The following is a 21,511-nucleotide window of genomic DNA, read 5'->3' as shown; positions in this document are numbered from 1 at the left end:
AGACCGACCGCCCCGATTCGACTTACGCTGCGGATATGACTCCACAACTCGACGTTATCGGCATTGTCGTCACCGACATGGCCGCCTCTCTCGCCTTCTACCGCCGCCTCGGGCTGGTCATCCCGGATGGCTCGGACAACCAGCCTCATGTCGAAGCCATCCTTCCCGGCGGCGGGCGCGTCGCGTTCGATACCGACGCGGTGATCAGGTCGTTCCACCCGGACTGGCAGCCGGTCACCGGGGCGGGCCGGATCGGCCTTGCCTTCCGGTGCACCGATCCGGCCGAGGTCGATTCGGTCTACACCGAACTCGTGGACGCCGGTTATCACGGCGAGCTGAAACCATGGGATGCGTTCTGGGGACAGCGCTACGCCGTGATCCAAGACCCGGACGGCAACGGCATCGACCTGTTCGCCCAGCTGCCCACTACTGAGTGAGCAACTCGCGCAACGGCATTCCCGCCAGCTCGCGCACGTCGCGAGCCAGGTGGGCCTGGTCGGCGTAGCCGGTGCGGGTGGCGGTGTCGGCCTGCGGCACCCCGCTGCGTGCGACCGCGAGTGCCCGCTGCAAGCGCAGCACCCGGGCCAGTGTTTTCGGCCCATACCCGAAGGCGGCCAGGGACCGGCGATGCAGCAGCCGCGCGCCGAGTCCCGCCGCCTCGGCGGTCTCCGCCACCGACCAGCCTGAATCCAAGGCCGCCACAATCCGCCGCATCATCGGATCGGGCGGCTCGGTATCGGCCGCCCGCCGCAACACGATCGCCTCGAGGGCGGCGGCCTGATCCTCGGCTTCGTCGATCTGTTCGGCAAGTACCCATACCGTCGCCGCCGGCCACAAATCCGCGAGTTCGACTCGCCGGTCCCGCAATTCGTGCGCAGGCACCCCGAGCAGCGCAGGCGCACTGCCAGGAAAGAACCGAATCCCCGTGTAACTGGTCCCCACCACCGCGGCAGGCCGATACGCAGCGGTATCCGGCCCGGCCACCGACAACGTGCCGCCGGTCCACAACAGATCAATACACCCATCGGGCAAGACCGGCAGCCCCAAACCGGACTCGGTCACGGTGCGACTCCACACCACCGCCCCGTCGAACCGCGACGGCCACTCACGATAATCCCGCGCCGCCGTTGCTCCCACCACGATTCGAGGCTACCTCCGAGCACTCCACCGCGCGTACCTGGCGCGGATGCCACCGTGGCCACCGACCTGCGCACGCTGGGCGGCCTCGGTACGCGTCAGCTCGATCCCACCAACGCTGCGGTCCTCGAGCGGGGACTGTCACCGGCGATACCGAGATCGCGCTGCGACTGCTGAGTCTGGTGACGGAACAGACCTGAGCGCGGCGGTGCTGAGTTTCGATCGCCTGCGCCGTCCTACCTAGCGTTGGACACTGGACGCCAACCGTTGAGGAAGGAAACGACCGGGATGCAGATGCTTGCCCGTTTGTGCATGAGCGCCGATGGCTACATCACTACGCCGAATGGTTGGCCGCCGCAGGTGGTGGATCCGGCCCATGTGCCGGGTGAGAGCCATGGGATTCCGGAGTTCTTGCAGGGGTGTGAGGCGGCGCTGATGGGGCGCACGACCTTCGAGCCCGCACTGAACAATGATCGGTGGCCGTGGCCGACGCTGCAGGTGTTCGTGCTCGCGTCGCATCGGCCGGAGGGCACGCCCGAGCATGTCACCGTGGACAGTGACCCGGTGCGGCTGCTGGAGCAGCTGCGGGCTGCCAACCGCGGCCGCGCCGTCCACCTGATCGGCGGTCCGAGCACTATCGAGACATTCCGTTCGATCGGCGCGCTGGACAAGCTCGAATTGGTTGTGCTGCCGTTCTTTGTCGGAGGCGGCATGCGATTGACCGAAGCTCTCGATACCGACACCGGGCTGACGTTCGAGAGTTCGCGCGCCCTCCCCGGCGGTTCGGTGGAAATCGTCTACACCGTCGATGACCGCAGTGGCGTGCCGCAAGCCCGCGCGGCGGGCTGGGCGCCGGCCTCCCAGCGCCAGAACGACATCTGACAGGCCTCAGCGTGGGGTGATGCCGCGCGGCACGACGCGGATGTAGTTGGTGTCGGTGACGGGCACCTTCGAGTCGGGGTCCTTGCAGCCGACGGTGACCTCGGCGGCGGGTGGTGACGAAAACGTCCAAATGGTGAGCCACTCTTTGCCGCCGATTGTTTCCTGCTTTTTCACATCTGAGGAGCGGAGGTCTTCGTTTCTTCCGGTGCTGTCGGTTACCGTACAGCGCAGGTTCGATGCCGCGGGCCCCCACTCGGCCGGCACTTTGATATCCATGACGGCATCGGCGGGGATGGTCACTTCCTTGGTTTCGCCAAAAGTTATCCGCACACCGTCGCTGGGTTCGGTGACATCGCTCGGGGCCACAGTTGCCGACACCGAATTCGTTGTCGGGGTAACGGTAGAGGTCATGGCGGCACTCGACGGCTTGGCATCGGAGCATCCCGCCACCGCGACAGCCACCAGTGCCGGCGCCGCCATCCAGATCAGTTTCACAGGTCAACCTCTCTTCGCGCCCACTCACCAGGCGTCGGTATGGATCAGCGATCGAACAGAGCATGACAACTTCTCAGATGCAGGCAGACTACATGGTGCGGAAATAGGCAATTGATCCGCAAATAGGAAGAGCGCGACCGATTTCGCTGCCGCCGAGAAAGCAGATGGCGTTCCACCGATAATCGGTCGGCCCGACCGTGTTCGGGTTCACTCGCACGCCGCGAGCTAGGATCGCGCTGAGTCCTGATCACCGTTCGGGCCGCGACCGCAGCCCGTCACCACTCGTTTTGGAGGAACCCGATGACATTGCCAGTCATCTCCGAGACCCTCGACATTCCCACGACCGACGGCAGCGCCGACGCCTATCTAGCTCGGCCCGATGACGGGCACACCCATCCCGGCCTGCTGTTGTTCATGGACGCCTACGGCCTGCGTCCCTGGTTGCGTGAGATGATGGAAACAATCGCCGCACATGGCTTTACCGTGTTGGCGCCGAACATCCTCTACCGTTCCGGCCGGGCCCCGCTGTTACCGATGCCGGACTCGGACAACCCCAACGGCCACGCCGAATTCTTCGCCGCCCTCGGCCCGGCGCGCCAGGCGCTGACGCCGGAGAAGGCTCTACAGGACGCGAAGACCTACCTCGACTGGCTGAGCGCGTCCGAGTTCGTGACGCCGGGCGCACTGGCCGTGACCGGCTACTGCATGGGTGGTCGACTCGCCTTGCGGACCGCGGGCGCATTCGGCGATCGGATAGCGGCCGCGGCAAGTTTCCACGGCGCCCGCCTGGCCGTCGACGAGGCGACCGACAGCCCGCACCACGCCGCGGACCGCATCACCGCGGAACTGTTCATCGCACACGCCGACCAGGACGTGACCATGCCCGCGGAGCAGATCGCCCTGCTCGAGCGGACCCTCGACGCGGCCGGTGCCGAATACACCTCGGTGCTCTACCCGAATGCGCAGCACGGCTTCACCATGCGCGACACTCCGGCCTTCGACAACGAGGCTTATGAACGCCATCTGCGTGACCTGTTCGCGCTGCTGGACCGCACTTTCTCTCCGGCGTAACCGAATAGGCGACGCATGGCTGGAACACAAACGGCACACGGAGCGCAATGGAATTGACCTATAGCGACATCAAGGCCGCCATCGACCGGGTCGCCGGTCAGGTCCGGCCGGTCGCTCTCGCGCCCGCGGATTTGCCGGGCAGGTCCGGTACGGGCGAGCTGTGGTTCGCGCTCGAATTCATGCAGCACACCGGCACATTCAAGGCCCGAGGCGCGCAGAACTTCATCCAGGCGCACCGCGACGACGGCACGCTGCCGGAGGCCGGAGTGACGATCGCCTCCGGCGGGAACGCGGGCCTGGCGTGCGCGTGGGCGGCACGACAGCAGGGCGTCACCGCCACGGTGTTCGTGCCGACCAACGCGCCCGCGGTGAAGGTCGAGAAGCTGCGCGGCTACGGCGCACAGGTGCGGCTGGTCGGCAACGAATACGCCGACGCGCTGGCCGCCTGCCTGGATTACGCCGCCACCAGCGGGGCATTGCTGTCGCACGCCTACGACAATCCACTCATCGCAGCCGGGGCGGGCACGCTGATGGAGGAGATCCACCGGCAGCTCCCCCGGCTCGACACCATCGTCGTCGCGGTCGGCGGCGGCGGACTGTTCGCCGGAATAGCCACGGCCGCTGATCATTACGGCATCCGCACGGTGGCGGTGGAACCGGAGTACTGCCGGTCCCTCAACGCCGCGATCGCGGCCGGACAGGTTGTCGACGCGCCGGTAGACTCCATCGCCGCGGATGCCCTCGGCGCCCGGCGCGTCACGGAAATGGCATTGCACGCCGCCCAGAACTACGACGTCCTATCAATGCTGGTCTCCGACAACGAGATCATCGCCGCCCGCCGCGCACTGTGGCGGGACCGCCGCCTCTCCGTCGAGCACGCCGCCGCCACGGCGCTTGCGGTGCTGACCAAAGACGACCACCGCCCTGGACGCTCCTACCGGCCCGATACCGGCGAAAAGGTGTGCGTGGTGCTGTGCGGCGCCAATACCGATCCGTCGGACCTGGTGTAGACCACGACCCGAACGGAACTGCTAGGTCCCGATCACCGCGTTCATGATGGTGCCCGCGCTCGTCGCCACCACACCGCCGATCATGGCTCCCGCCACCATCTTCGGTGACTGCAGGCCGCCGCCGCTCCACTTCTCCCAGGCGAAGCGGCCACCGGCATAGGTGATGGCGGCGATGCCCGAGAGCAGCACGAACCAGGTCAAGTAGCGGACCATTTTCAGGATCTTGTCCGAGATCGGAGGCGCCTCCGGGGTCGGGTTGCCCAGCTGGGCGAGGACTGTTCCGTATATGTCATGTGCCGCAGCGAGAATCATGCTCACAGTCGAACCCCTCTTCTGATGCCGATGACGCAGTCGAACGCCTAGCCAGATGATAGCGGTCGCTCGAGAAAGATTGTGCAGCAACCAGTTTCAACGACCCGATCAGGACTCCAGCAACGGCTGACGATCACGGCGCATGATATTGATCGCCATGGCCAGGCCCGCGACGGTGAGGATCGCGCCGATCAGAGAGATCGACTCATCCGCCCGGCGCGCGCCAAACCCCATGGCGCAGCACGTCTTCGCGCCCTGGTCGAGCATTGGATCGTGTACGCCGCAACGCCACTGTTCGCGGGCGGCTGCCTGCGCGTAGCGAACATGCCCGACTTCGACAGCCGCCCCGGTCCGGTCCGCGACGCCCTGGTCCGAGATCAGCGCGACTGGGTCTCGACCATCGCCACCGAACTGCGACACGCCATCATTGCAGGCGAAATCGCCGAACTGGACACCGATCTCGCCGCCTTCCAAATCGACGCCGTGCTGTGCGCCGCCAATACGGCACTGCGCCTTGGAGATACCGACGTGCTGTCCAAGGTCCGCAGCGTCGTCGATGCCTTCTTGACGGCCCCAGAACCGAGGTGATTGTCCCCCCGTTTCGTCGTCAGCGCCGCTCGAGCATAGCGGCGCCCCGAAGAGCTCGAGGACTTCACGGCCGACGCCCGGCAGTCCCACACCGCGACGGCAGTCGGACCGGTATCAGCCGCCAGCCGCGCGCACTGGGTGCCGGGCGTATCCTGGACGCGTTATCGAGCTGGCCCCGGACCCTGCCGCCGCCCACTGGGTATGCGCGAATTCATCGCACGGCAACGGAGGTCAATCGTGGATCTGTCGCTCGAGCTCGATCCGATCGACGGCGTTCTGCTGGGAATCGGTGCGCGAGCGCGGCGGATCGCGGAACGTACCGCGGAATTGCGGGACAGTCGCGATCTATTGAGCCGCGAACACCGCGGGACTGACGACATCAACCGGTCGGCCGCATCACACGTGATCGATCGGCTGGTCGTGATCCGCGATGAGCTGCAGGAATTGAAGACGGAGCAGTCCGCACTGCTCGGAGCGCTCGGCAGGCACCGCAACGAACTGTGGGAACGCCGCAAGCAACTGGCCGACGGTCGCGCCGAAGCGCATCGGCGCGGCGTGCAAGCGCTCGCCGAGTACGAGCGCGCCATCGCGCTGCTGTTCCGCGAGCAGAACGAATTCGACGGTGCCCGTGCCCATTTGGACTACTCGGCGCAGCAATCAGCACAAACGAACCGTCGCTCGAGCAGGCGATTGAGCCGGAACTCCGGCTAACAGCGCCGCGTTCAGCTCACCCTCAGCACGACTTTGCCAGGACCGCGGCCGTGTTCGCTTTCCTCCTGGGCGGCCGCGGCCTTGTCCAGCGGGAAGATTCGAGCCGGGCCGGGGAGACGGAATTCGCCGGTGGCGACGCGTTCGGCGACCTGTCCGGCGAGTTCGGTCGGACGCTCGGGACCGACCGCGCTGGTAAAGGTGACGCCGAGTTGGAAGGCGGCCGGGTCAACGATGGTCACGATGCGGTCGGTGCCGCCGCGCAGTTCGATGGCGGCCGGGAGCACGTCGTGGCCCGCCGCGTCGAAGACGGCGTCGATGCCGTTGGGCGCGAGGACGCGCACCCGGTCGGCGAGGCCGTCACCGTAAGTGGTGGGCGTGGCGCCGAGGGCCCGCACCAGGTCCTGGTTGGCCAGGGAGCCGGTGCCGATCACGGTAACACCGTCGGCGACCGCCAACTGCACCGCGATCGACCCCACCGCGCCCGTAGCGCCGTTGACCAGCAGGGTTTCGCCGGGTTGCAGCCGCAGCTGCTTCAGCACGGCGTCCGCGGTGGACACGGCGACCGGAAGCGCCACGGCATCGACCCAGTCCAATCCGGCGGGCTTGGGCGCCACCGCGCCGCTCAACGCATACTCGGCGTAACCGCCTTGCGCCCAACCGAATACCTCGTCACCGACGGCGACGCCGGTGACGCCGGGACCGATCGCATCGACGACACCAGCGATCTCGGTACCGGGATACTGCGGGAACGACGGTTCACCGAAAGGCAATGTGCCCGAACGGATCTTCCAATCGGCGGGGTTGACCGCCGCCGCGCGCACGGCAACGCGAACCTCCCCCTCGCCCGGCTCCGGAATCGGTATGTCCACGATCTGCAGCACCTCGGGCCCACCGAACTCGTCGAACGCAATTGCCCGCATCTGACCTCCCAGTCGCCGGTTGTACTGGAAAACACCCTCGGCGCAACGCCGACCTGTCGCGCACCACCTCGAACCAAGCCTGCCACTACCTCGTAACTCCTACAAGAACGGGTCGAGTAGCCGATGTCGCCATGAGCATCGAGCACGTCAACCGACCGCTGGCCGCGCGCCAAGTCAGCGTCCAAGGCGAATGGATCGTCGCGGGCGGTCCGGCAACGCCGCCGCCCGCGCTGCCGTGGTGGTGGGAGATCCCCATCTTCGCGCCGGCAGCGCAGGCCGCTGATACGACTACGCCGAACGCCTTACTGCTCACCCTGTGGCAAATGCGCTTTCGCGTCCTCATAGCTACCGGCGGATGGGGCGTCCGCCAGCGCGTAGACCAGATGCAGCACGCCAGTTTTGAACGCCTGCGAGGAGTCCAGGCGCAGCGGAAGCGTGGTGTCGGCCGACTCGAACAACCGCATGCCCTTGCCGACGGCGATCGGATGCACCAGCAGGTGCAGCTCGTCGAGCAGACCGGCTTCGAGCAGCTGCCGGACGATGGAGACCGAACCGCTCATCGCGATATCGGTGGCGCCCGGCTCGTTCTTCAGCGCACGGACGGACTCGATGAGGTCGCCCTCGAGCTGTTCGGAATTGCGCCAGGTGAACTCCAGATCCTGGTTAGACACGACGATCTTGCGCGCGTCGCCGAGCGTCTTGCCCATCTCGGCGTCAGCCTCGCCCGCCGCCTCACGGTCCGGCCACGCGCCCGCGAAGCTGTCGTAGGTCTTGCGACCGAGCAGCAGGGTGTCGGCCGTCGCGAGCTGCGATCCGACGGCGGCGCCCATCTCGTCGTTGAAGTACGGGAAATGCCAGTCCTGCGGGTCCTCGACGACGCCGTCGAGTGCTATGAACAAGCCTGCGGTGATCTTCCTCATGGGTCTTCTCCTGATGCGTAGTCGATGCGCTATTGCGTCATCAGCTCTGACGGAACATGCGCCGAGAATTCATCGCAGGAACCCGAGTTCAGTCCGTCACCGGCGCCAACCCACCCGTCTCGTGCGGCTTGCTGAAGAAGTCACCGACGGTGGCGCCGAGTGGGCGGGTGAGGACGAACGCCATCCAGAACAGCAACGTGCCGGAGATGACCGTTGCGCCGCCGCAGGTAGAACCGGTGGGCGCGGCGGGCGACAACGAGGACCCGAAAACCGTTCACCTGGACCAAAACCGCCGACGAGATCCTCGAACGACTCGCCTCATCGCGCGGGCAGCACGTTGCCGAGATGAAGCGCAAGTTCAGCGATTACCGCCGGTGCCAGGAGTGGCCGAAGCATCTGCCAGTGCTCGATGCCCTCGCTGAAAAGCTCCCCTCCTCGCACCCGACTTCGTACGCGAGCACGTCGGCAAACAACAGCCCCATGCCTGTCTGGCGTTCAAGCTCGTGGTAATCACAGATCCTTGTCACGCATGAGCGCCCACCTGTTCGCAACGACTCCGGCCCCACTCGACGCAGAAGGCGGTGCACACGCCGACGGATGTCAGGATGATGACTGTCATTGCAGCCAGGGACCATACGACCGGGCGAGTTCCGCGGTTTCGGTCGGTGTTTCGCCGACTTTGATGCCGACGGCTTCTAGGGCTTGTTTCTTGGCTTGCGCGGTGCCGGCGGAGCCGGAGACGATCGCACCGGCGTGGCCCATGGTTTTGCCTTCGGGGGCGGTGAACCCGGCGACGTAGCCGACGACGGGTTTGGTGACGTGTCGCTGGATGTAGGCGGCGGCGCGTTCTTCGGCGTCGCCGCCGATTTCGCCGATCAGGACGATGACCTCGGTGTCGGGATCGTTCTGGAAAGCTTCGAGGGCGTCGATGTGGGTGGTGCCGATGATCGGGTCACCGCCGATGCCGACCGCGGTAGAGAATCCGATGTCGCGCAGCTCGTACATCATCTGGTAGGTCAGGGTGCCGGACTTGGATACGAGCCCGATCGGACCGGGGCCGGTGATGTTGGCGGGGATGATGCCGGCATTGGACTTTCCCGGCGAGATCACGCCCGGGGAGTTCGGGCCGATGATGCGGGTCTTGTTGCCCTTGGCGACGGCGTGGGCCCAGAAGTAGGCGGAGTCGTGCACCGGGATGCCCTCGGTGATCATCACCGCGAGCGGGATCTCGGCGTCGATGGCCTCGAGCGCGGCGTCTTTGGCGTACTTCGGCGGCACGAAGATGACGCTGACGTTGGCGCCCGTCTCCCTGATGGCCTCCTCCACGGTGCCGAAGACGGTGAGCTCGGCGCCGGCGATCATGACCTTTTGGCCCGCCTTGCGGGCGTTCACGCCGCCCACTACGTTCGAGCCGGCCTGCAACATCTTGGTTGCGTGCTTGGTGCCCTCCGCCCCGGTGATGCCCTGAATGATGATCTTGCTGCTGGAATCGAGGAAAATCGACATAGGGATCAGGCTCCTGCTGCGGCGAGTTCGGCGGCCTTGTCGGCGGCGTTGTCCATGGTGTCCACCTGCGTGACGAGGGGGTGGTTGGCCTCGTTGAGGATTGCCCGGCCCTCCTCGACGTTGTTGCCGTCGAGACGCACCACGAGCGGCTTGGTGGCCGCGTCGCCGAGGATCTTCAACGCTTCGACGATGCCGGCGGCAACCGCGTCGCAGGCGGTGATCCCCCCGAACACGTTCACGAACACCGACTTGACAGCCGGGTCGTTCAAAATGACGTCCAGGCCGGCGGCCATCACCTCGGCGGACGCGCCACCACCGATGTCCAGGAAGTTGGCGGGCTTCACGCCGCCGTGCTTCTCCCCGGCGTAGGCGACCACATCCAGGGTGGACATGACCAGGCCAGCGCCGTTGCCGATGATGCCGACCTCGCCGTCCAGCTTGACGTAGTTCAAGTTCTTGGCCTTGGCCTTGGCCTCCAGCGGGTCCTCGGCCTGCTTGTCCACCAGCTCGGCATGCTTTGGCTGCCGGAATGCGGCGTTCTCATCAAGGGCGACCTTGCCGTCCAGGGCAACGACCTTGTCCTGCCGGTCGCGAACCAGCGGATTGACTTCAACCAGCGTGGCGTCCTCGGCGACGAAGGTCGCCCACAACTTCACCAGGACGTCGGCCGCCTGGTCGACGATGTCCTCCGGGAACCTGCCCGCGGCGAGGATCTCCTTGGCCTTGGCCTTGTCGACACCGGTGATGGCATCCACCGGCACTTTCGCCAAAGCCTCCGGCCGCTCCGCAGCCAGTTGCTCGATCTCCATTCCGCCCTCTGCCGAGGCCATCGCCAGGAAGGTGCGATTGGCGCGATCCAGCAGGAAGGAGACGTAATACTCCTCCGCGATCTCCGACGCCTCGGTTACCAACACCCGGCGGGTGACGTGGCCCTTGATGTCCAAACCGAGGATGGCCCCGGCCTTCTCCCTGGCCTCGACCGGGTTCCTGGCCAGCTTCACACCACCAGCCTTGCCGCGGCCACCAGTCTTCACCTGGGCCTTGACCACGACCTGGCCACCGATCCGCTCGGCCGCAGCTTGCGCTTCTTCTGGGGTACTCGCTACCGCGCCGGCCAGCACCGGCACACCATGCGCGGCGAACAAGTCCTTTGCCTGGTACTCAAACAGGTCCATATGAATATTGTAGACTGTATGCAATCTGGCGAAAAGAGTTTATGTAGACCAATATGGCCGGACGCCGTGCAGGAGTACGCCCGGCTAGTCGACGCCATCGAGTCGGCAACTGCACCGCCGCACCAGCCGTGCCCTGAGTGTCACTACGCAGACGAAACCCGGGTGCGGGAAAGCCCTAACCAAGGACTTGTCCCACACCCGGGGGCGGAAACTCACCGCAGCGAGCCGACGTCAGTCGACCAGCGCCTCCACCGGCGTCCGCTCGGGATGACGCTGCTCCGGCGGCAACTTGGGTTGACGCAGCAAGATCGCCAGGAAGGCGCAGACTACGCCGACCGAACCGGCGATCGTGAACGCAGTGCCGTAACCCCACGTGTCTACCACGACTGAACCCATGCCGGCCCCGACCAGCCCGGAGATTACCTTCGAGCTGTAGACCAGGCCGTAGTTGGTCGCGTTGTTGTTCTCACCGAAGTAGTCCGCAGTCATCGCCGCGAACAGCGGGAAGATCGCACCGCCACCGAACCCCGAGACCATCGACGCCATCAGAAACAGCGGCATGCTGCCGATGGTGCCGGACAGGAACACCGCGTACTGGGACAGCCCCAGCACGACGCAGACAAGTATGAGCGTTTCCCGCCGCCCGTACCGGTCGGAGATCCAGCCGATCACGCCGCGCCCGGTGCCGTTGATGATTGCCTTAAGGCTCATCGCCAGCGCCACGATCCCACCGGCGAAGCCCATCTCCTTGCCGAACGGCACCTGCATGGCGATGCCGAAAATATTGATGCCAGCGGTGCAGAGCAGGACGAACCACATCAGCGGCAGGATGCCGGTCTTGACCGCATCCATCGGCGTGTACTGCTTCTTCGCGGGCGGGTTCTTTTGCAGCGCCCGAGCAATCCGCGGGTCGTCACTGGCACCCAGTGGGTCGACATGTGCGGGCCACCAGTTTTTCGGCGGGTCTTTGAAGAAGAACCCGCTCATGGCCACCAACGCGGCCAGGAAGATGCCGACCGCGAGGAGGAGTCCCTGGTAGTTGGTGACTTCCAGGTACGACGTGAACAGGAAAATGAAGGGCACCGACCCGTAGGCGAACCCGCCGTTGACGAAACCGGTCTTGCCGCCCTTGCGTTCGGGATACCACTTGCCCACCATGTTCACGCAGGTGGCGTACACGATCCCGGCAGCGGTCCCGCCGAAGAAGCCGAATCCCAGGTACGCCCAGAAGACGCTCGGCGAGAACGCCAGTGACAAATATCCTAGAAACGCCCCGACCGCACCGATCATCATCCCCAAGCGCGCCGACATCTTTCCGCTTTCCCGCAGCCGGCCGGCCGGGAACGCTACTGCGGCCTGGAAGAACACCCAGACGCCCAGCAACCAGAAGATGTGGCCGTGCCCCCAGCCGTGCGCGTCGGCGAGCGTGTCCTCGGCCGAGGTGAACGCGTATTCGGACGAGCTGATGGCCATCATGGCGACCCACGGCATCCATACCATCCACGCCCTGGAACGGCCCAGGATGTCCCTGTCGGTCTCCCCGATGCGGTACACCCTGCCGTTGCTATCTATTACTTCTCGAAATGTCGGCTGCGTTGGTGCAATCATCCCGTTGCATCTCCTTCGTAACCGGCTTAGGACGTCGTCGCCTAGCCGGGCAGGAATGTCGCCAGGTCGTGTTACCGCGGATCCCCGTGGGCCCTTGCCCAGCCCACTTGGTTTCCTTGTACTTCGGCGCGCCACGACCAGGCTTGCTTGTTGTGAACCCGCTCACTTCCACATTCAAAAGTGACCGGAGTCACAGCAGAATGTATACTACATACAATTGGCAGCGCAAGACTTAACAGCTTCTTCATTTCCCGGATCCGCAAGCGCCACGACATGTTCCGTGAGCGCGGCGGTATCGAACGCGGATTCGGCAAGCACTCCGCGACATCCTCGATCTGCGGAACTCGTTCGCGGTGGCTGTCGTGCTCGCCTGGTATCGCGGCTGCCAGGACGTAGCTGCCCCAGCTGCCTTTACGAGGAGTAGTCATGCCAGCAGCACGCAGGAAAATTGCGTCAGCAGCTACGAGCGCGCCCTTGGTGTAGTCGAGACCCGCCGAACGGTTCATGAAATCGGACATGGTGGTGCCCGCAGTGCTCGTCGCCAGGATGGCGGTCCAGTACCGCGGGTGTCCGGGATGTTGCCGGGCACTTGCGTTGGTGGCCTCGAGATCCTCGCCCATAGCAGACTGGGCCTATGCTTCCGACTCGCCTCAACCCAGCGCAGTGGACCGTGCGGGCCCGGTCGGCGGTGGCGGCCGCCCTGGTCGTGACGATCGGACTGGGCATGGCGGGCGGCCTGGTGCTGCTTGTGCTCTATCGCACCCTCGAGCAATCGGCGCGCGACGCCGCCGACGGCCGCGCCGACCAGATCGCGCTCGATATGTCCGCGGAGGCGCCGGACCGACTCGACCCGTCGCTGGTCGCGACGGATGGGCAGATCGGGATCATCCAGGTCGTAAGCGGCAGCGGGAATGTGGTCGGGTCCTCGGCGGGCGCGCCGAGGACCCCGCTCTCGCATCGGTCGCTCGCACCGTCGCAGTCGATGTTTCTCGGTCGAATAGAGCAGAACGACGGCGGCGACTACTGGGTGTCGGCACGCGGCGCCTCGTCCTCGGCCGGTCCGATGACGGTGCTCGTCGGCGCGGACCGTGAGCCGGTCGAGCGGGTCATCGGGACGGTGGCGATGCTGCTGGCGGTGGGTTGCCCCTTCGTCATCGCACTGGTCGCGGTGGCAACCTATCGCCTGGTGGGCGCGGCGCTACGGCCGGTGGAACGGATCCGCGCCCACGTCTCGTCCATCTCCACCGGACAGCTCGGCGATCGGGTCCCCGTCCCGCCGACCGGGGACGAAATCGCGCATCTGGCGGAGACGATGAACAATATGCTCGTCCGCCTCGAAGCCGGTCACCTGGCGCAACGACGGTTCGTCGGCGACGCCTCGCACGAGCTGCGCAGCCCGTTGGCCACCATCATCGCGGCGCTCGAATTGGCCGATACCCGACCGGATCTGGTCGATTCCGCCCTGATCGACGAGAGCCTGCTGCCGGAGGCCCGGCGCATGCGGGAGTTGCTCGAGGATCTGCTACTGCTCGCCAGTGCCGACGAACAGGGGCTGGCGGGACGCACGATCGAAGTCGACCTCGACGATCTGCTCGACGCCGAAAGGCTTCGGCTGCAAGGCATCCAGAGCCGCACCATAGGAACGACCATCGCCCCGGTCCGGGTGATCGGCGACCCCCAGCAACTGGCGCGGGTGGTGCGCAACCTCGTTGACAACGCCGTGCGGCACGCTCGCAGCGAGGTCCACCTCGAATGCCGTCAAGACGGCCCGAACGCGGTCATCGAGGTGTGCGACGACGGCGCCGGCATTCCGGAGCCGCAGCGCGCCCGCATCTTCGAACGATTCGTCCGCCTCGACACCCCACGCGCCAGGGACAGCGGCGGCACCGGGCTCGGCCTCGCCATCGTGACGGAAATCATTGCGGCACATCATGGCACGGTGCAGGTCACCGCAAGCGCCTCCGGTGGGGCGCGATTCGTGGTGACACTGCCCGCGGACACCGCGGGCCTGCCCTATGAGGAGTTCAGCCGGTAGCCGACGCCACGGACCGTCTCGATGGTCGGTGTGCCGGAGCCGGACCCGACCTTGCGACGCAGATAACCGATGTAGACCTCGACGATGTTCTCGTCCCCCGAATAGTTGGCGTCCCACACCGAACGCAGGATCTCGTACTTGGTGACCGCCATCCCGGCGTGCCGCATCAGAAACTCCAGCACGCTGTATTCGCGCGGTGTCAGAGTCAATTCGGTGCCACCGCGGGTTACCCGGTGGCGCGCCGGATCGAGTTCGAGTTCGCCCGCGGTGAGTGTCACCGGCCGCTCGGGTGCGCCGCGCCGGAGCAGGGCGCGCAACCTGGCGACGAGTACGACGAAGGAGAACGGCTTGGTCAGATAGTCGTCGGCGCCGAGGTCGAAGGCGTCGGCGAGGTCGTACTCGCCGTCCTTGGCCGACAGCATCAGCACCGGGGTCCACACGCCCTGACCCCGCAGGTCGCGGACGATGTCGTAGCCGTGCTTACCGGGCAACATGATGTCCAGGACGATCACATCGAACGCACCGATGGCGGCGCTGTGGAAACCGTCGAGGCCGTCGTGTTCGACCTCGACGACGAACCCCTCCGCGGCCAAGCCCCGGCGCACCGTTTCGGCCAGCCGCGGCTCGTCTTCGATGAGCAGAATTCGCACCAAATCTCCTCTGCCGCGGCCCGGAATTCACCTTCTCAGCTTCTGCACAGCGCACGCTCGCAATAATCGGAGCATGCATCCCATCGCCATTTTGCACGGTGCCATCGTTGACGCCGTCACCGAACCCGCGGCGAAGGACGTCGCGCTCTCGGAACTTACCGTCGCGGGCGCGGTGTTCACCTCGGGCATCGTCCAAGCGAGCCGCCGGTACATCGCCACGGCGCTGTGCGTCGGTGGGTTGATCATCGCATTCGCGACGCTCGCGATCCAGGTGCACACCAATGGTTGGTTGACCAGTGCCGATGCGCCGAACAATGCATGGTTCGTCGCGCATCGCACGCATTGGATGGATATCGCGGCACTGGTGATCACCGATCTCGGCAGTCCCGCCGCCACCGTGACGATCGCCGTGCTGATCGGCGCACTGCTGTCCTGGCAGGCAAAATCGGTGTTTCCCGGCCTGGTGATGGTCGCGACCGTCGGTGTCGCCTCGGCGGCGAGCACCACGCTGAAGCTGACGGTGGAACGAGCACGGCCGCCGATCGAGACCCAGCAGGTTCTCGAAATGGACTACTCATTTCCCTCTGGTCACGTCACCAGCACCTCGGCGATGGTCGGCATCACCGTGGCCGTCCTGATGATCGGGCGCAGTCGACAGGTCCGGGCGCTGCTCGTCGCCGTGGCCGCCCTGCTCATCGCCATCGTGGCGGCGACCAGGCTCTACCTCGGCGTGCACTGGCTCACCGATGTCTTTGCCGGAGCCATCCTCGGCACCATCGTCGCGATTATCGGCGCCCTTGTGCTGAACGCACTCAATAACCGGCGGGCGCGTGTCGCCGAGTCCGGGCCCGACGAGCAGCGTGCGTCCATTGCCGCGTCCGGGCCTGATGAGCAGCGTGCACCCGTTCCCGAGTCCGGGCCCGTCGAGCGTGCGCCCAGCACCGCGCCGGACCCCCATGAGTCCGGCGCGGCGGGCGTGGACCAGTCACTTACCCAGGGCGTTGGCTAGCTGACTCTTGCTCATCTTCGAGCGGCCCTCGATATTGCGCTGCTTGGCCTCGTTGTAGAGCTGATCGCGGGTCGGGCCCTTCGGTCCCTTACTGCCGGACCGGAGGCCGCCGCGGCGTTGCGGCGACATGTCATTCGTCGAGGTCTTGCCGGCGGTCTTGGTCTTCCCGGCCTGGGCGCGATTCTTGTTGACGGTACGGGCGGCGATTTCCTCGGCGCGATCCGTGCTCGCGCCCCGATCCTTGGCGGAGTCCTTCACGTGCTGGTACTGCCGCTCGTCTTTCTTGCTCCATTCCTCGGGCATGTCACACCTCCTGCACGCGGAATACCCGCGCGGGTGTGGCTAAACATGCGGCCGCGCGCGACGATAACGGTTTGATAACCCCGGAGGCTGGGTATCACAACAGCATGACAGTGACGAGAAACCGAACTCACCGAATTGCCGGTGTGGAGTGGGGAACCGCACTGCTGGCTTTGGCAACCTGTCTCACGTTCACCGCCGGCATCGCCGTGATCACCCAATCTGTAACGCCCGCAATAGTTTCCACCGGCTTCATGGCCGCAGGCTTGGCGCTGACGCTCAAGATCCTGCCGCCGAGCAGTTAGCGCTCGCCCGCCATTCGGGTCGCTCCGATAGACGCGGCGACCACGCAGGTAACACCCGCCCACTGCCCGAGATTCATGATCTGGCCGAGCACGACCAGTCCGGCGCACGCGGCCGCGGCAGGCTCGAGGCTCATCAGGACGCCGAACACTCGAGCTGGAATGCGCCGCAGCGCTTCGAGTTCCACCGAATAGGGCAGCACCGACGACAGCATCGCTACCCCGAATCCTGCTGCGAGAACGGAAGGTTCGAGCAGTGCGGCACCCGCGTCCGCGATGCCGACCGGGGCCATCAGCAGTCCACCGAACGCCATGGCCAGCGCGAGACCGCCACCGCCGCTGGTCCGTTCGCCGAGTGCCGCACTGAGCAGGATGTAGCTCGCCCAGCACACCCCTGCGGCCAAGGCCAACAGCACACCCGACCACATGACATGCCCACCCGCCTGGGTGAGCAGCACTACCCCTGCGCCCGCGAGCAGCGCCCACAGCGCGTCGATCCAGCGGCGTGACCCCGCGAGCGCGACGGCCAGCGGCCCGAGGAACTCGATGGTGACTGCCATGCCGAGCGGAATACGGTCGATCGACAGATAGAACGACAGGTTCATCAGGGAAAGCACGCCGCCGTAGCCGAGCACGACCGGCAGCGCCCGCCGCTCGATCCGCAATGACGATCGCCAGAAGATCAACAGCACGATCCCTGCGAAGAACAATCGCAGGCTGACCGCGCCCGCGGCCCCGGTCGCGGTGAACAGCTGCTTGGCCAGCGCGGCGCCGACCTGCACGCTGACAATCCCGGCCAGCACCAGCGCGGTCGGCGGAACGCCACCCAGCCCGCGCCGGGTCATCGTCCGCACGGCGGGCAGCGACCACACTGCCAGTCAGACGATCGGCTGCGAACCCGTGAGCGCTGTCTGCTCCGGCGTGGTATCGACTTCAGGCGTGCTCGGCGCCGACGTGGCCGACGACCGCCTGGTCGCCACGACGTACAGCGCGACCAGTAGCACGCTCAGCCAGACGTAGGTGTCCCCGAACACGTGTTGCCAAGGCGTCCACGACAATTCCCGTTGTTTATCCCCCGGCATCCAGTTCTGTGGCCCGTAGACGAACGCCGCCGCGGTGACGACGATCGCCACATACCAGCCGGTCGCCTGCCGCCACGGCAACTGCGTCGCGTAACCGACCATCGCCAGCAGCGCGGGCGCCACCCACACCCAGTGGTGTGACCAGGAGATCGGCGACACCAGCAGTGTGAAAACCGCGTTGATCGACAACGCCAGCGCGGGCACCGCCGCCGCACGCCGCATGGCGACGACGACCAGCACGAGCAGCGCGGCGCTCAGCGCCAGCCACAGCAAAGTGAACAGCGGCTTCTCCACGCCGAACCTGGCAAGCACAGCCTGGATCGACTGGTTGGTGTGAAAGGAGGAGCCGCTCAGCCCGGACACATTGCCGAGCCCGCCGAACCAGTACTGGACGGATTCGTGCGGCAGCACCGCGAAGCTGAGCGCGGTCGCGGCCGCCCCGGTGATCGCGGCGGTGACGGCGGCGCGATAGTCCCGGCGGACCAGGAAGTACAGCACGAACGCCGCCGGAGTCAGCTTGATCGCGGCGGCAAGCCCGATCAGCATGCCGCGACGCCACTTCGGCTTCTCGGTCAGGCAGTCGGCCACGACCAGAACCATCAACAACAGGTTGACCTGGCCGAAGTCCAACGTGGAGCGGATCGGCTCCAGCAGCATGGCCAGCGGCGCCGCACACGACGCGGCCAGCAGCGCGAGCCGGCCGCCCGCTTCCTCCGGCCACCGCCGCCGCGCGACGAGATACAGCGTGACCGCGAGCGCCGCCGTGGAGGAGACGAAGAAGCTGAAGGCCGCGGCATCCCATGGCAGCAGCGCGAACGGGCTCAACACCAACGCGGCAAACGGCGGATAGATGAACGGCAGTCCGATACCGATGGTGGTCTGCGGCAGCTGTCCGTACATATCCGCGCCGTCACGTAGCGCCTCGATTCCGAGCCGATACACCTGGAGATCGATGAACCCCCCGGTGATCTTCTTGAACGGCCACAGCGGCAGCATCAGACATAGTGTGGCGAACCCGACCAGGAGAGGCGGCACCAGCCAACCCGAGCGCCCGAATCGTCGGTTCAGGGGCCTCGGCACATCACGGGTGGTAACGCTGCTCATCCGCGGCCACTATACCGACAGGCTGCAACCAGGCCGAATCGGCGCGCATACCGGGCCCGATCAGCCGCCGTCCGCGCGCACGCTGATCGCGCCGGACGGGCACGCTTGCGCGGCTTGCCCGGCCGCCGCTCGGCGCTTGGGCGGTGGCCTCGGATCGAGCAGCAGCACCTTGCCGTCGTCGGGGTCTTGGTCGAAGACGTCCGGGGCGGTCAGCGCACACATGCCCGCACCGATGCAGCACTCGTGGTCGAACCAGCCAGCCCTGGTGGCCGTCGGGAAAGGTCATCCGAGTCAGCGGCCAATGCTCACGCAGCGTGGCCAGCAGCCATTCGATCACCTGCTCGACGCCGCCCTCGCCGCGCCGACCCTGGAGGAGTCCTACAAGATCGTCGCGCAGGCCCAGGCCCTGCTGATCAAGGACATGGCCGACATTCCCCTGTTCGACTTCGAGGGAATCGAGAAGTAGTCACCCGACATCCCAACTATCCGTAGCGCCGCGCCGCCGGCCCATCTGACGCCGTCGGAAGAACACCTCCTCCACCGACACCGATGGGATCGCGTCCATGATTGCCGCCATGGGCTCATCCAGCTGGAGTTCGTGGACATGCGATTCCAGACCGGCGCGGCGCTCCGGTGACAGCGTGGCCCACATAGCACCGATCCGGGTGTGCACCGCCTCGTCACCGGCCACGATCACCCGCAGCAGCATCGGCCAGAGTTCGGCTCCGGTAGCGATCGCAGGCAACGCGGCCACTGTCGCGTCCGACAGCCCTACCAGTAGCCGAGCGGCCATTGGATGGGTGTCGGCGTCGACACGATCCAGCAGCCGGAACAGTCCCCGCCAGATGCCGGGTTCGGATCGGCCGTCGAGGGCGCCGATGATCGCACCCAGCGCCGCATCGTTGCCGGTGACCGGATTCGCGGCCATTCGGTCGAGCGCCGTTGGGCTCAGGTGACCGGTGAAGATCAGCAGCTCCGATATCGTTCCCACATGGATGGCGGTGACGATGAGATTGCTGATGGACTCGACCGTTGCGATGGTGAACAGGATGTCGCCGATCGAGGTGATCACGTCCGCATCGCAGCGCGCGAACGCCGAAAGGGCCGCCAGCTGCAGGTTGGGCGACCCGATCAGCACGGTGTGCAGAATCCGCGGAATCCGTTGCCACGGTCCGGCGAGTAGCTGGCGCAGGATGACGCTGACACTCGACGCCGAGAACGCATAGGCGGCGGAGAAGATCAGACCTTCGTCATCGTGCACGCCCTGCTCGACGGCTGCGATCAATCTCGGTGTGGCATAGGCGAGAAACGGCCCAGCCGTGATGTAGTCCCGTCGGCGCAGTATCTCGTTGAGGATGTGCACGAGGGGTCCGGGTGGCGCCACGTCCGCGAGCTGGCCGACGGTGCGCGGATCCATGTAGGGAGCGCAATCCGCGGCGTAGGACGTGCCGAGCAGCGCGACCGTTTCGGCGGCCTTTTTCGGATGGTCGACGCCCACGGCGCCCGCGGCGCGGCCGGTCATCATCGGCGGCACGATCCGCTGCACCAGTGGCATCGAAATGCCCAGCGGAATGATCGGCACCAACTTGCTGATTCGCTCGAAGACCTCGGCATGCTGATCGAAGAGGATGCCCGCCATACGCTGCTGCAGTTCGTGTAGGTGCACGGGGCCGAGCCGCTCCAGGTGGGCCAGTCGTTCCGCGGGGACATTCAGCGTGCGCGCCAGCAGAATGACCTGGGCGCGGGTTAATAGGTCGCTCATCAGCTGAGGCTGCTACCAAACATGATCTTCTTCGTCGTTACGCGTAGCGGCCGAGGTAGGACGCCGATCATCCCGTCGATGGACTCGACGAGCGCGGTCCGCTCCCGCTGTCTGGCCGCGCGGAACAACATCAGCAGGTCGGCGGCCTCCTGATCGGAGAGCAAATCGATTGCCGCCAGTGGGCCAGACAGTTCTTGTTCGAGGTCGGTTCGTACGGTCATGATGCTCCTCGTTCTGCTCGACTCCGGCAGCTCGGAATACCCGCGAAGATCATCTTCGAATCATAGGGGCGGCGAATAATAGGGGCGGCCACCTGGACCGGAGCGAGGATTCCGAGACCGGACTGCGGCCGACGCCACCGACCGGGACAATGACGTGACAAGCCGTCATTCGTCGTCGATGTCAGATCGGAAGGAAACGCACACGATGCGCTATGCCAGGGCCGGCGACGGTGTTCGCATCGCCTATCAGACCCACGGCAATGGCATCCCGCTGATTCTGCTTGCCGGGCAAGCCAATAACCATCATTGGCGGGACGGCGTCGGCGAGGACTTCCACCCGGCCTATCGCACCATCACCTACGACTACCGCGGCACTAGTGACAGCGAAAAGCAGGATACGCCTTACAGCACAGCGGAATTCGCCGACGATGTCGTCGCCGTGCTCGACGATCTCGGCATCGAGAGCGCCGACATGTACGGCACCTCGATGGGCGGCCGCGTCGCGCAGTGGTCGACCGTCCGCCACCCGAATCGGGTGCACGCCTCGGTGCTCGGGTGCACCACGCCTCGCGGACCACACAGCCGTGGTACGCGACAACGACGTCCGCAAAAGCACACGGCGGCGCCGGTGGTCCTGGAGTTTCTGAATTCGGTCCAAACGTAGGCGGCCGCTGTTCGCGCAGGGTTGCCGACCGGCCCGTCCGAGCAATC

Annotated in this window: 27 protein-coding genes and 2 pseudogenes; 11 read left to right on the top strand and 18 right to left on the bottom strand. The window is 65.9% G+C overall.

Annotated elements, in window-relative coordinates:
- The first annotated feature begins 35 nt into the window (after positions 1–35).
- Entirely contained in the window at positions 36–437 is a 402-nt protein-coding gene (locus ACV7NQ_RS25350) for a VOC family protein (RefSeq protein ID WP_463365813.1), read from the top strand.
- Here the strand turns inward: ACV7NQ_RS25350 and ACV7NQ_RS25345 are convergent.
- Complete coding sequence (locus tag ACV7NQ_RS25345; protein ID WP_463361925.1) at positions 427–1,062, bottom strand: helix-turn-helix domain-containing protein; 636 nt, start codon at positions 1,060–1,062, stop codon at positions 427–429. The two genes, ACV7NQ_RS25350 and ACV7NQ_RS25345, sit on opposite strands and share 11 nt — an antisense overlap.
- A 387-nt stretch (positions 1,063–1,449) precedes the next feature.
- Between ACV7NQ_RS25345 and ACV7NQ_RS25340 the strand changes: the two genes are divergently transcribed.
- Positions 1,450–2,019 (top strand): dihydrofolate reductase family protein, encoded by a 570-nt coding sequence (locus ACV7NQ_RS25340; RefSeq protein ID WP_463361924.1) that lies wholly within the window; start codon positions 1,450–1,452, stop codon positions 2,017–2,019.
- Between the two features lie 6 nt (positions 2,020–2,025).
- Here ACV7NQ_RS25340 and ACV7NQ_RS25335 read toward each other — a convergent pair whose 3' ends face one another.
- Complete coding sequence (locus tag ACV7NQ_RS25335) at positions 2,026–2,514, bottom strand: hypothetical protein (protein WP_463361923.1); 489 nt, start codon at positions 2,512–2,514, stop codon at positions 2,026–2,028.
- A 300-nt stretch (positions 2,515–2,814) separates the two neighbouring features.
- Between ACV7NQ_RS25335 and ACV7NQ_RS25330 the strand changes: the two genes are divergently transcribed.
- Positions 2,815–3,585: a dienelactone hydrolase family protein gene (locus ACV7NQ_RS25330; RefSeq protein ID WP_463361922.1), complete on the top strand. Its 771-nt coding sequence runs from the start codon at positions 2,815–2,817 to the stop codon at positions 3,583–3,585.
- A 47-nt stretch (positions 3,586–3,632) separates the two neighbouring features.
- Complete coding sequence (locus tag ACV7NQ_RS25325; protein ID WP_463361921.1) at positions 3,633–4,595, top strand: threonine/serine dehydratase; 963 nt, start codon at positions 3,633–3,635, stop codon at positions 4,593–4,595.
- Between the two features lie 21 nt (positions 4,596–4,616).
- Here ACV7NQ_RS25325 and ACV7NQ_RS25320 read toward each other — a convergent pair whose 3' ends face one another.
- Positions 4,617–4,907 (bottom strand): hypothetical protein, encoded by a 291-nt coding sequence (locus ACV7NQ_RS25320; protein WP_463365812.1) that lies wholly within the window; start codon positions 4,905–4,907, stop codon positions 4,617–4,619.
- Between the two features lie 81 nt (positions 4,908–4,988).
- On the opposite strand from ACV7NQ_RS25320, the gene ACV7NQ_RS25315 reads away from it, so the two are divergent.
- Positions 4,989–5,495 carry a TetR family transcriptional regulator C-terminal domain-containing protein gene (locus ACV7NQ_RS25315; protein WP_463361920.1) on the top strand — a complete coding sequence of 169 codons (507 nt, stop codon included), beginning with the start codon at positions 4,989–4,991 and terminating at the stop codon, positions 5,493–5,495.
- Between the two features lie 237 nt (positions 5,496–5,732).
- The gene (locus ACV7NQ_RS25310) at positions 5,733–6,206 is read left to right on the top strand and encodes a hypothetical protein (protein ID WP_463361919.1); all 474 of its coding nucleotides are present in this window, start codon (positions 5,733–5,735) and stop codon (positions 6,204–6,206) included.
- A gap of 11 nt (positions 6,207–6,217) precedes the next feature.
- Here ACV7NQ_RS25310 and ACV7NQ_RS25305 read toward each other — a convergent pair whose 3' ends face one another.
- From ACV7NQ_RS25305 to ACV7NQ_RS25270, 8 genes and pseudogenes are all read right to left on the bottom strand, one after another.
- A complete protein-coding gene (locus ACV7NQ_RS25305) occupies positions 6,218–7,126 on the bottom strand; it encodes an NADP-dependent oxidoreductase (protein WP_463361918.1) in 909 nt (302 codons plus the stop codon).
- Between the two features lie 302 nt (positions 7,127–7,428).
- Positions 7,429–8,046 (bottom strand): dihydrofolate reductase family protein, encoded by a 618-nt coding sequence (locus ACV7NQ_RS25300; protein WP_463361917.1) that lies wholly within the window; start codon positions 8,044–8,046, stop codon positions 7,429–7,431.
- Positions 8,047–8,149: 103 nt separating this feature from the next.
- A pseudogene (locus ACV7NQ_RS25295) lies at positions 8,150–8,260 on the bottom strand (hypothetical protein); the annotation flags it as partial.
- A 104-nt stretch (positions 8,261–8,364) separates the two neighbouring features.
- Entirely contained in the window at positions 8,365–8,487 is a 123-nt protein-coding gene (locus ACV7NQ_RS25290; RefSeq protein WP_463361916.1) for a DUF7427 family protein, read from the bottom strand.
- Positions 8,488–8,661: 174 nt separating this feature from the next.
- Positions 8,662–9,552, bottom strand: a complete 891-nt coding sequence (gene sucD, locus ACV7NQ_RS25285) for a succinate--CoA ligase subunit alpha (RefSeq protein ID WP_463361915.1) — start codon at positions 9,550–9,552, stop codon at positions 8,662–8,664.
- A 5-nt stretch (positions 9,553–9,557) separates the two neighbouring features.
- On the bottom strand, positions 9,558–10,727 hold the full coding sequence (gene sucC, locus ACV7NQ_RS25280) for an ADP-forming succinate--CoA ligase subunit beta (protein WP_463361914.1): 1,170 nt from the start codon (positions 10,725–10,727) through the stop codon (positions 9,558–9,560).
- Positions 10,728–10,958: 231 nt separating this feature from the next.
- Positions 10,959–12,335 (bottom strand): OFA family MFS transporter, encoded by a 1,377-nt coding sequence (locus ACV7NQ_RS25275; protein ID WP_463361913.1) that lies wholly within the window; start codon positions 12,333–12,335, stop codon positions 10,959–10,961.
- Between the two features lie 71 nt (positions 12,336–12,406).
- Positions 12,407–12,955 carry a hypothetical protein gene (locus ACV7NQ_RS25270; protein WP_463361912.1) on the bottom strand — a complete coding sequence of 183 codons (549 nt, stop codon included), beginning with the start codon at positions 12,953–12,955 and terminating at the stop codon, positions 12,407–12,409.
- Between the two features lie 14 nt (positions 12,956–12,969).
- Here ACV7NQ_RS25270 and ACV7NQ_RS25265 point away from each other — a divergent pair, with 14 nt between their 5' ends.
- Positions 12,970–14,370, top strand: a complete 1,401-nt coding sequence (locus ACV7NQ_RS25265; protein WP_463361911.1) for a HAMP domain-containing sensor histidine kinase — start codon at positions 12,970–12,972, stop codon at positions 14,368–14,370.
- On the opposite strand, the gene ACV7NQ_RS25260 is transcribed toward ACV7NQ_RS25265, so the two are convergent.
- Entirely contained in the window at positions 14,349–15,020 is a 672-nt protein-coding gene (locus tag ACV7NQ_RS25260; protein ID WP_463361910.1) for a response regulator transcription factor, read from the bottom strand. The genes ACV7NQ_RS25265 and ACV7NQ_RS25260 overlap by 22 nt on opposite strands.
- 73 nt (positions 15,021–15,093) lie before the next feature.
- On the opposite strand from ACV7NQ_RS25260, the gene ACV7NQ_RS25255 reads away from it, so the two are divergent.
- A complete protein-coding gene (locus ACV7NQ_RS25255; RefSeq protein ID WP_463361909.1) occupies positions 15,094–16,029 on the top strand; it encodes a phosphatase PAP2 family protein in 936 nt (311 codons plus the stop codon).
- Here ACV7NQ_RS25255 and ACV7NQ_RS25250 read toward each other — a convergent pair.
- Positions 16,006–16,332: a plasmid stabilization protein gene (locus tag ACV7NQ_RS25250; RefSeq protein WP_463361908.1), complete on the bottom strand. Its 327-nt coding sequence runs from the start codon at positions 16,330–16,332 to the stop codon at positions 16,006–16,008. The two genes, ACV7NQ_RS25255 and ACV7NQ_RS25250, sit on opposite strands and share 24 nt — an antisense overlap.
- A 35-nt stretch (positions 16,333–16,367) precedes the next feature.
- Here ACV7NQ_RS25250 and ACV7NQ_RS25245 point away from each other — a divergent pair, with 35 nt between their 5' ends.
- Positions 16,368–16,634 carry a hypothetical protein gene (locus ACV7NQ_RS25245; protein ID WP_463361907.1) on the top strand — a complete coding sequence of 89 codons (267 nt, stop codon included), beginning with the start codon at positions 16,368–16,370 and terminating at the stop codon, positions 16,632–16,634.
- Here ACV7NQ_RS25245 and ACV7NQ_RS25240 read toward each other — a convergent pair.
- The 3 genes and pseudogenes from ACV7NQ_RS25240 to ACV7NQ_RS25230 all read right to left on the bottom strand — a co-directional run.
- The gene (locus ACV7NQ_RS25240) at positions 16,631–17,476 is read right to left on the bottom strand and encodes an EamA family transporter (protein WP_463361906.1); all 846 of its coding nucleotides are present in this window, start codon (positions 17,474–17,476) and stop codon (positions 16,631–16,633) included. The two genes, ACV7NQ_RS25245 and ACV7NQ_RS25240, sit on opposite strands and share 4 nt — an antisense overlap.
- A 33-nt stretch (positions 17,477–17,509) precedes the next feature.
- Complete coding sequence (locus ACV7NQ_RS25235; RefSeq protein WP_463361905.1) at positions 17,510–18,817, bottom strand: glycosyltransferase 87 family protein; 1,308 nt, start codon at positions 18,815–18,817, stop codon at positions 17,510–17,512.
- Between the two features lie 60 nt (positions 18,818–18,877).
- Positions 18,878–19,060, bottom strand: a pseudogene (locus ACV7NQ_RS25230) (ferredoxin); the annotation flags it as partial.
- A gap of 58 nt (positions 19,061–19,118) precedes the next feature.
- Here ACV7NQ_RS25230 and ACV7NQ_RS25225 point away from each other — a divergent pair.
- Positions 19,119–19,283 carry a hypothetical protein gene (locus ACV7NQ_RS25225; protein WP_463361904.1) on the top strand — a complete coding sequence of 55 codons (165 nt, stop codon included), beginning with the start codon at positions 19,119–19,121 and terminating at the stop codon, positions 19,281–19,283.
- Here the strand turns inward: ACV7NQ_RS25225 and ACV7NQ_RS25220 are convergent, their stop codons facing one another.
- Both ACV7NQ_RS25220 and ACV7NQ_RS25215 read right to left on the bottom strand, forming a co-directional pair.
- Complete coding sequence (locus ACV7NQ_RS25220; protein ID WP_463361903.1) at positions 19,284–20,579, bottom strand: hypothetical protein; 1,296 nt, start codon at positions 20,577–20,579, stop codon at positions 19,284–19,286.
- Positions 20,579–20,800, bottom strand: a complete 222-nt coding sequence (locus ACV7NQ_RS25215) for a hypothetical protein (protein ID WP_463361902.1) — start codon at positions 20,798–20,800, stop codon at positions 20,579–20,581. Before ACV7NQ_RS25215 ends, ACV7NQ_RS25220 begins: the two co-directional genes overlap by 1 nt.
- A gap of 205 nt (positions 20,801–21,005) precedes the next feature.
- On the opposite strand from ACV7NQ_RS25215, the gene ACV7NQ_RS25210 reads away from it, so the two are divergent.
- Complete coding sequence (locus tag ACV7NQ_RS25210) at positions 21,006–21,464, top strand: alpha/beta fold hydrolase (RefSeq protein ID WP_463361901.1); 459 nt, start codon at positions 21,006–21,008, stop codon at positions 21,462–21,464.
- The last annotated feature ends 47 nt before the right edge of the window (positions 21,465–21,511 follow it).

Source organism: Nocardia sp. Tas62D01, assembly GCF_055232035.1.
This window is presented reverse-complemented; position numbering and strand designations above follow the sequence as displayed.

Excerpts from the sequence above, each read along its gene's own strand:
- ACV7NQ_RS25220 (WP_463361903.1), bottom strand. The coding sequence starts at position 20,579 with ATGAGCGACCTATTAACCCGCGCCCAGGTCATTCTGCTGGCGCGCACG.
- ACV7NQ_RS25210 (WP_463361901.1), top strand. The coding sequence starts at position 21,006 with ATGCGCTATGCCAGGGCCGGCGACGGTGTTCGCATCGCCTATCAGACC.
- sucC (WP_463361914.1), bottom strand. The coding sequence starts at position 10,727 with ATGGACCTGTTTGAGTACCAGGCAAAGGACTTGTTCGCCGCGCATGGT.
- ACV7NQ_RS25270 (WP_463361912.1), bottom strand. The coding sequence starts at position 12,955 with ATGGGCGAGGATCTCGAGGCCACCAACGCAAGTGCCCGGCAACATCCC.
- ACV7NQ_RS25340 (WP_463361924.1), top strand. The coding sequence starts at position 1,450 with ATGAGCGCCGATGGCTACATCACTACGCCGAATGGTTGGCCGCCGCAG.
- sucD (WP_463361915.1), bottom strand. The coding sequence starts at position 9,552 with ATGTCGATTTTCCTCGATTCCAGCAGCAAGATCATCATTCAGGGCATC.
- ACV7NQ_RS25305 (WP_463361918.1), bottom strand. The coding sequence starts at position 7,126 with ATGCGGGCAATTGCGTTCGACGAGTTCGGTGGGCCCGAGGTGCTGCAG.
- ACV7NQ_RS25240 (WP_463361906.1), bottom strand. The coding sequence starts at position 17,476 with ATGACCCGGCGCGGGCTGGGTGGCGTTCCGCCGACCGCGCTGGTGCTG.
- ACV7NQ_RS25330 (WP_463361922.1), top strand. The coding sequence starts at position 2,815 with ATGACATTGCCAGTCATCTCCGAGACCCTCGACATTCCCACGACCGAC.
- ACV7NQ_RS25235 (WP_463361905.1), bottom strand. The coding sequence starts at position 18,817 with ATGAGCAGCGTTACCACCCGTGATGTGCCGAGGCCCCTGAACCGACGA.
- ACV7NQ_RS25215 (WP_463361902.1), bottom strand. The coding sequence starts at position 20,800 with ATGACCGTACGAACCGACCTCGAACAAGAACTGTCTGGCCCACTGGCG.
- ACV7NQ_RS25250 (WP_463361908.1), bottom strand. The coding sequence starts at position 16,332 with ATGCCCGAGGAATGGAGCAAGAAAGACGAGCGGCAGTACCAGCACGTG.
- ACV7NQ_RS25350 (WP_463365813.1), top strand. The coding sequence starts at position 36 with ATGACTCCACAACTCGACGTTATCGGCATTGTCGTCACCGACATGGCC.
- ACV7NQ_RS25225 (WP_463361904.1), top strand. The coding sequence starts at position 19,119 with ATGCTCACGCAGCGTGGCCAGCAGCCATTCGATCACCTGCTCGACGCC.
- ACV7NQ_RS25255 (WP_463361909.1), top strand. The coding sequence starts at position 15,094 with ATGCATCCCATCGCCATTTTGCACGGTGCCATCGTTGACGCCGTCACC.
- ACV7NQ_RS25300 (WP_463361917.1), bottom strand. The coding sequence starts at position 8,046 with ATGAGGAAGATCACCGCAGGCTTGTTCATAGCACTCGACGGCGTCGTC.
- ACV7NQ_RS25325 (WP_463361921.1), top strand. The coding sequence starts at position 3,633 with ATGGAATTGACCTATAGCGACATCAAGGCCGCCATCGACCGGGTCGCC.
- ACV7NQ_RS25320 (WP_463365812.1), bottom strand. The coding sequence starts at position 4,907 with ATGATTCTCGCTGCGGCACATGACATATACGGAACAGTCCTCGCCCAG.
- ACV7NQ_RS25265 (WP_463361911.1), top strand. The coding sequence starts at position 12,970 with ATGCTTCCGACTCGCCTCAACCCAGCGCAGTGGACCGTGCGGGCCCGG.
- ACV7NQ_RS25275 (WP_463361913.1), bottom strand. The coding sequence starts at position 12,335 with ATGATTGCACCAACGCAGCCGACATTTCGAGAAGTAATAGATAGCAAC.